General features: G+C 65.8%; 5 protein-coding genes. 4 read left to right on the top strand and 1 reads right to left on the bottom strand.

The window, feature by feature from the left end; genetic code table 11:
* Positions 1-371: 371 nt before the first annotated feature.
* The 4 genes from A3OK_RS0100230 (at position 372) to A3OK_RS0100215 (ending at position 4,568) form a co-directional block, all read left to right on the top strand.
* On the top strand, positions 372-1,049 hold the full coding sequence (locus A3OK_RS0100230; protein ID WP_019902927.1) for a Crp/Fnr family transcriptional regulator: 678 nt from the start codon (positions 372-374) through the stop codon (positions 1,047-1,049).
* Between the two features lie 55 nt (positions 1,050-1,104).
* Positions 1,105-1,662: a FecR domain-containing protein gene (locus A3OK_RS0100225; protein WP_019902926.1), complete on the top strand. Its 558-nt coding sequence runs from the start codon at positions 1,105-1,107 to the stop codon at positions 1,660-1,662.
* Positions 1,662-3,518 (top strand): adenylate/guanylate cyclase domain-containing protein, encoded by a 1,857-nt coding sequence (locus A3OK_RS0100220; RefSeq protein ID WP_019902925.1) that lies wholly within the window; start codon positions 1,662-1,664, stop codon positions 3,516-3,518. Before A3OK_RS0100225 ends, A3OK_RS0100220 begins: the two co-directional genes overlap by 1 nt.
* 135 nt (positions 3,519-3,653) lie before the next feature.
* Positions 3,654-4,568 (top strand): calcium-binding protein, encoded by a 915-nt coding sequence (locus A3OK_RS0100215; protein WP_019902924.1) that lies wholly within the window; start codon positions 3,654-3,656, stop codon positions 4,566-4,568.
* A 68-nt stretch (positions 4,569-4,636) separates the two neighbouring features.
* On the opposite strand, the gene paoC is transcribed toward A3OK_RS0100215, so the two are convergent.
* Positions 4,637-6,841 (bottom strand): aldehyde oxidoreductase molybdenum-binding subunit PaoC, encoded by a 2,205-nt coding sequence (gene paoC / locus A3OK_RS0100210; protein ID WP_019902923.1) that lies wholly within the window; start codon positions 6,839-6,841, stop codon positions 4,637-4,639.
* Position 6,842 lies beyond the last annotated feature (1 nt).

Genomic DNA, 6,842 nt, shown 5'->3' with positions numbered 1-6,842 from the left:
CCGTCAATGCCAAAATCACAGACCTCCGAACTTTTCACGACAAACCCATGACGTGAGACCATGGCAGAAGACCATAACGCCCTGTCGCAGCGCCAAAATTCTCCGTCTTCTGAGGCCGCAAATCCACCACGACGTATCGTGAGTGCGATCGAGGGAGCCGACAGGGCAGCCTCAACAGAGGTCAAGCATCCACGCGGATCGCTCGGAGGAGCCCTCATCAAGGACCGGAAAGGAACGGCGCGGCTATGGACTTCGCCGCTTGAGTGACCCGTGTCACAGTATGGCGACGTGATCGTCGTACATGGCATGGCCGGCAGCGGTCACCGGCGGTGCCGAGGCCTGTCACGAATTCGGATGAGGGAGCCGCGAGCATGGCCGAACCATACGATCTTGTCGGGCTTCTTGCGGTGAACCCATTCTTTGCCGGCCTCGGAGACGAGACCCTGCGGGACATCGCCCTTCTCTGCGTCACGCGATCCCTCTCGGCTGGCCAGACGCTCTTCTTCAAGGGCGATGCCGGGGACGCGCTCTATGCAGTACGGCGCGGGCAGGTTCGGATCAGCAACGAGACCGAAGATGGACGCAGGACCACGTTGAACATGCTTGGCCCGGGCGACGTCTTCGGCGAGGTTGCCCTGCTCGATGGGCGGCCCCGGACGGCAAGCGCCATCGCCATCGAACCGACGACGCTTTTCGTCATTCTGCGCCGCGATCTCCTCGCCTTGATCGAGCGCCGTCCCTCCGTGGCGGTGCAGTTCATCGAACTTCTCTGCGACCGCATCCGCTGGATGAGTCAGCGCACGGAGGAAGCGGCTTTTCTGCCCCTCGAACAACGCCTTCTCCGCCGGCTCATCGCCCTCGGCCAGGATTTCGGTGACGAGATCGTCGTGTCCCAGGAAGAACTGGCCTTGTTCGTGGGCGCCACGCGCGAAAGCGTGAACCGGCAGTTGCAGACCTGGAAGCGAAGCGGTCTGCTTCGTCTCGGGCGCGGTAGAATCCAGCTGCTCGATCCCCAGCATATGGCTCGACTGGCGTCGGCAAAGGGCTGACGAAGACAACTCCAACGGTTCGACGACACCTTCGAGACGGCGTGAGGGCATTGCCATGACACCACCTTGCACAGACCGTTCCCGGCTCGGCGCCCATTTCCGGCTCAGTCACATTCGGCTCATCGGCCTGGCGCTCTGCTTCCTGCCGGGAGGAGCGGTGGCCCAGACCAAGGGCTGCAGCCTCGTCGATTACAGCGATCCACCGCGCTCGGTCCTGAGTTGCGACGACGGCCTCAAGCTGGTTGCCGAAAAGGGTGCCGCCTACCGTCTCATCGACGAAGACCGCGATGGCCGGCCCGACGCAGCCGAGTTGAAGAGCAAGGCTCTGCTCATCGAGTATCCGCCGGGCAGGCGTGGTGGGTTTCAGGTCCGAACGCCCCATGCCGTCGCCTCGGTGCGCGGAACCACCTGGATTGTGGATGCCGCCCCCGCCACATCGGCGGTGTTCGTCCAGACCGGACGGGTCGTGGTCGCCAGGGCGGGTGAGACCGCGGGCTCGGTCACCCTCGGAGCGGGGGACGGCGTCGATGTGGGGGCGGCGGACGGGCCACTCGCACCGAAATCCTGGCCTCGTGAACGGCGCCTCCATCTCCTCGCCCGTTTCGGCCGCTGATGCTGCGACGCGTCCCGCCGCATCTCGTCCTCGCCCTGGCGGCGATGGCATTCTGCTGCGGCTGGAGCCTCTGTCTCGTTCTGCCGCATCATCGCGGTGACGCAGCGCCCTTCGACCGGATCGAGGCGGCCCTCACCGATCTGCGTTTCTCGCTCATCGGCCCGAGGCCGGCGCCCGACAACGTGGTGGTGATCGCCATCGACGATGCGACCATCGCCGCCGCCGGGACCTACCCGCTGCCACGCAGCTATGTCGCCAAGCTCCTGCGCGCGCTGGCGGCGAAGGCCCCGAAGGTAATCGCGGTCGATATCCTGTTCGTCGATCCGGGAAAGCCGGAGGTCGACGCGGATCTCGCGGCTGCTCTGGCCGATGCGCCGACGGTCATCGGCATGGCGGCGAGTTTTTCGCGCAGCGGACCGGAAGCGCGGGCCAGCCAGGGCGCGGTCACGAACATCCCCGTCGCGCAGGCGATCCTGCGCCCGGTCGTGCCGTTGCGGGAATCGGCGCGCCTCGGCCTCGTCAACGTGGCTGGCGACGAGAGCGGGACGCCACGACACATCCCTCTTCTGATCGCCGAGGGGAACGCGCTCCACCCTGCCCTGCCGCTCCGGGCCGTCAGCATCGCGACGGGGAGCCAGCCGATCCTGACAGCGGATTCGATCACGCTGGCCGGGCGAGAGACTCCCGTCGATATTGGTGCCGGACTCGCATTACGGTTCTACGGCCCACAGGGCACGATCCGCACCGTGAGCGCCAGAAGCGTCATGGAGGGCGAGAGTGCCGAGAGCCTCGGCGGCAAGCTGCTCTTCGTCGGTTCGACCGCGCTCGCCAGCGGCGACACGCTCAGTACGCCCTTCGACCCGGTGCTACCGGGCGTCGAGCTGCTCGCCACCGCGGCGTCTCATCTGCTGCATGGCGATGCGTTGATGCGGACGTCGAGCGTGCGGCACGCCGATGCGGCCAACGCTTTCCTGCTGCCGATTGTTGTCGTGCTCGCCCTTTCCATCCGCCGGGTGGCCCTCGGCGTCGCCCTGGCGGCGCTCGTGATCGGCGCCGTCGTCATCGTCGCGTTCATCCTGTTCGCGCAGGGCATCTGGCTCGCCATGGCGCTTCCTCTCGTGGCGGTCTCGGTTCCACTCGTGCCGTTCATCGCGGCTCGGCTGTGGCTCGACCGGCACCGCGAGCGTCAATTGACGCAGGCCCGCGACGGCTTGCTGAGCTTCCATCCCCCGGCAGTCGCGGCGAGGCTTTCTGCGCAACCCGATTTCCTCGCGGCGCCGGTGGAGCAACGGGCGGCGATCCTGTTCGTCGATCTCTCCGGCTTCACCGGCATGAGCGAGAGGCTCGGACCCGTGCGGACGCGTGCGCTGCTCAAGGATATGCACGATCTCGTCGAGGACACCGCCACGCGCCGCGACGGTTCGGTGACGAGTTTCATGGGCGACGGGGCCATGATCCTGTTCGGTTTGCCGGAGGCTCGCCCCGACGATTCCGAGCGCGCCGTCACGACCGCCTTCGCCCTCATCACCGATCTCGAAGATTGGATCGGACGGCTCGCTGCCGAGACAGGGGCGGTGACCGGCCTGCGCATCGGCGCCCATGGCGGACCGGTCGTGATCTCGCGACTCGGAGGCGCTCGCAACCAGCACATCACCGCCACCGGCGATACGGTGAACGTCGCGAGCCGCCTCATGGATGTGGCGAAGGCGGAGGGCGTGGCGATCGTCCTGAGTATGGGCCTTGTCGCCGGTGTCGAACTGCCGGAGCCTGGACGGAGAAAGCGTGTCTCCCTGCGCGGGCGCAGCGAGCCGATCGACGTCGTCGGCTTTCGCCCGATTTCACCGCCTGTCGGGTGATGGACGCGCGACAGCGGCTGTCCAAGCTACCCCACCACGGCATGTTTGATCCACATCACGGAATGGTTTTATGCGGGAGTGCAATCTCTGGTCACGGAGATCGATCATCGATCACCGGCCCCGAGGAGGCACATCATGGCGACGATCCGTGGCGATCAGGACTGGTTCTTCAAGGATGACGAGCTCGTCGGCACAGACCGGGCCGACTGGATCTACGGTCTCGAAGGCAACGATCTGCTGCTCGGCGGGGACGGGAGCGACCACCTGTACGGCGGCAATGGCAACGATCGCCTCTACGGGTCGGACGGTCGGGACACGCTCAAGGGAGATTGGGGCAACGACCGGATGTATGGCGGCTCGGGCAACGACACGTTCGTGGACATCCACGGCACGGATGTCATGTCCGGCGGAAGCGGGACCGATCTCGTCGATTACAGCGCGTTCTACGGTCGCGTCATCGTCGATCTCAGGCGGGGCACCGCGGTTCAGGAAGACGCGGTCTACCACCTCGATTCCGGTTTGCTGTTCCACTTCGTCGATACGGATCGCCTCGCCGACATCGAAGACGTCAACGGCGCTCAATACGGTGACACCTTGTCGGGCAACAATTCGGCCAATCGACTGGCGGGCGGTGCAGGTGACGATACGCTGATCGGGAGAGGCGGGAACGACGTCCTGGTCGGAGGAAGCGGCCTGGACGTGCTCACTGGCGGGACCGGTGCCGACACGTTCCTCTTCGACACGGCACCGAACGGCAACAGCCCCGACAGGATCACCGATTTCCGGCACGCGGACGACACGATCCGGTTGGACGACGCGATCTTCCGGGCCCTCGGACGTGGCGAACTCTCGGCCAACGCCTTCAAGATCACCGACACCTACGATGCCAGCGACCTCGATGCGAGCGACAGGATCGCCGTCTCGACCTGGAACAACCTCGTCTATTACGATGCCGACGGGTCCGGTTCCGGCTTCGATCCCGTCGCCATCGCGAGGCTGGATTCGACGGCTGTCGCGTCCATCGCAGCCGATGACTTCTTCGTCATCTGAACACGGTTCACGATCGGGGAAACGATCGAGGGCGCGCCAGGCACGCGCCCTTGGCCGATCCAGTATCCTCAGGCCGCGTCGGGCATGCGGTCGAGGAGTTTGTCGAGGGTAACCGGGTAATCGCGAACCCTTATCCCCGTGGCGTTGTACACCGCGTTGGCGACTGCAGCGCCCACACCGCAAATGCCGAGTTCGCCGACACCCTTGGCCTTCATCGGCGAAGAGATCGGATCGGTCTCGTCGAGGAAGATCACCTCCTGGTGCGGAATGTCGGCATGGACGGGCACTTCGTAGCCGGCGAGGTCGTGGTTGACGAAGAAGCCGCGCTTCGTATCAACGGCCAGTTCCTCCAATAGGGCGGCACCCACCCCCATGGTCATGCCGCCGATGACTTGGCTGCGGGCCGATTTCGGATTGAGGATGCGCCCGGCGGCGCAGACCGCCAGCATTCGCCTCACTCTGATCTCGGCGGTGCTTGCATCGACGCCGACCTCGACGAAATGCGCGCCGAAGGTCGATTGTTGATAGGTCTTGGAGAGATCGCCGAACTCGATCGTGTCCTCGGCGACGATGTCGCCCCCTTTCGCCGCCTCCGCCAACGCGGCGGAGCGGTTGCCGGAGCGGACCTTGCCGTCTTCGAAAACCGCGTCGGCCGAGTTGAAGCCGAGGGATTGTGCCACCGCCTCGCGCAGCTTCACGCATGCCGCATAGACACCCGAGGTGGAGCTGTTGGCGCCGAACTGTCCACCCGAGCCCGACGAGACCGGAAACGTGGAATCGCCGAGCCTGACCATGACCTTGTCGAGGCCGAGTCCCATCATTTCGGCGGCCGTCTGGCCGATGATGGTGTAGCTGCCGGTGCCGATGTCGGTCATGTCGGTCTCGACCGTGACGACGCCTTCGCGATCGAGGCGGACGCGTGCGCCGGATTTGATCGTCATGTTGTTGCGGAAGGCGGCGGCGACGCCCATTCCGACGAGCCAGCGCCCATCGCGGACCTTACCGGGCTTCACGACACGCCTGTCCCATTCGAAGCGCGATGCGCCCTGGCGAAGGCATGCGATCAGGCTACGCTGTGAGAAGGGGCGCTCGGGCTTCTCGGGATCGACCTGGGTATCGTTGCGGATACGGAACTCGACAGGGTCGAGGCCGATCTTCTCCGCCATCTCGTCCATGGCGATCTCGAGCACCATCAGGCCGGGCGCCTCGCCGGGCGCACGCATGGAATTGCCCTCCGGCAGATCGAGCATTGCGAGCCGGGTCTGGGTCATGCGGTTCGCCCCCGCATAGAGCAAGCGCGTCTGCTGCACCGCCGCCTCCGGCTTGCCGCCCGGAAGGTTGCCGGACCAGCTCTCGTGGCCGATGGCGGTGATGGTGCCGTCAGGAGTCGCGCCGAGGCGGATGCGCTGGATCGTGGCGGGGCGGTGAACGGTGTTGTTGAACGTGAGCGGCCGCGTCAGCGCGACCTTCACGGGTCGCTTCGCGGCGCGGGCGCCCAAAGCCGCCATGACGGCTTCCGACCGCAGGAACAGCTTGCCGCCGAACCCGCCGCCGACGAACGGCGAGATGAGACGAACCCTGTCCTTCGGGATGCCGAGGGTCAGGGCAAGATCGCGCGTGCCCCAGGCAATCATCTGGTTCGAGGTCCAGACCGTCAGGCTGTCGCCGTCCCAGGAGGCGATGGAGGCATGAGGCTCCATCATCGCATGGGCCTGATCGGGCGTGGTGTAGGTCGCATCCAGCTGGATGGGGGCGGCGGCGAAGGCCCCATCGAAATCGCCGATGGACGTGTCCGACGGGGCGCCGGCCAGCTTCTCCGGCTTGCCGGTATCCTTCACCGCCGCCAGGTCGAACGCGCCCTTGGCCTCGGTGTAATCGATGCGAACCAGAGCGGCGGCGGCGCGGGCCTGCTCGAACGTCTCAGCCACCACCACGGCCACGGCCTGGTGGTAATGCTCGATTTCAGGGCCTCCGAGGAGCTTGGCGGCGTTGAGCTTGCCCTTGTCGAGAGGACCGGCATTCTCGGCCGTGACGATGGCGAGGACGCCGCGCGCGGCTTTCGCAGCCCTCAGATCCATCGCGTCGATCCGCCCCTTGGCGATGGTCGCACCGACGACGAATCCGTAGACCGCCTTCGATTGCGGATCGTGCCAATCATAGGCGTAATGAGCCGTGCCGGTGGTCTTGAAGGGACCATCGATCCGGTCCGTCGCCTTGCCGATGACCTTGAGCTGGTCGATCGGGTTTCGGCCGGCGGGAGTGTCGAACTTCATG

The sequence above is a fragment of the Methylobacterium sp. 77 genome (assembly GCF_000372825.1).
In the GTDB taxonomy this organism is placed as follows: Bacteria; Pseudomonadota; Alphaproteobacteria; order Rhizobiales; family Beijerinckiaceae; genus Methylobacterium.
Note: the sequence above shows the minus strand (reverse complement) of the source record. Positions and strands in the feature narration are given on the sequence as shown.

Coding starts and splice junctions, on each gene's coding strand:
- A3OK_RS0100230 (WP_019902927.1), top strand. CDS start 372: ATGGCCGAACCATACGATCTTGTCGGGCTTCTTGCGGTGAACCCATTC.
- A3OK_RS0100225 (WP_019902926.1), top strand. CDS start 1,105: ATGACACCACCTTGCACAGACCGTTCCCGGCTCGGCGCCCATTTCCGG.
- A3OK_RS0100220 (WP_019902925.1), top strand. CDS start 1,662: ATGCTGCGACGCGTCCCGCCGCATCTCGTCCTCGCCCTGGCGGCGATG.
- A3OK_RS0100215 (WP_019902924.1), top strand. CDS start 3,654: ATGGCGACGATCCGTGGCGATCAGGACTGGTTCTTCAAGGATGACGAG.
- paoC (WP_019902923.1), bottom strand. CDS start 6,841: ATGAAGTTCGACACTCCCGCCGGCCGAAACCCGATCGACCAGCTCAAG.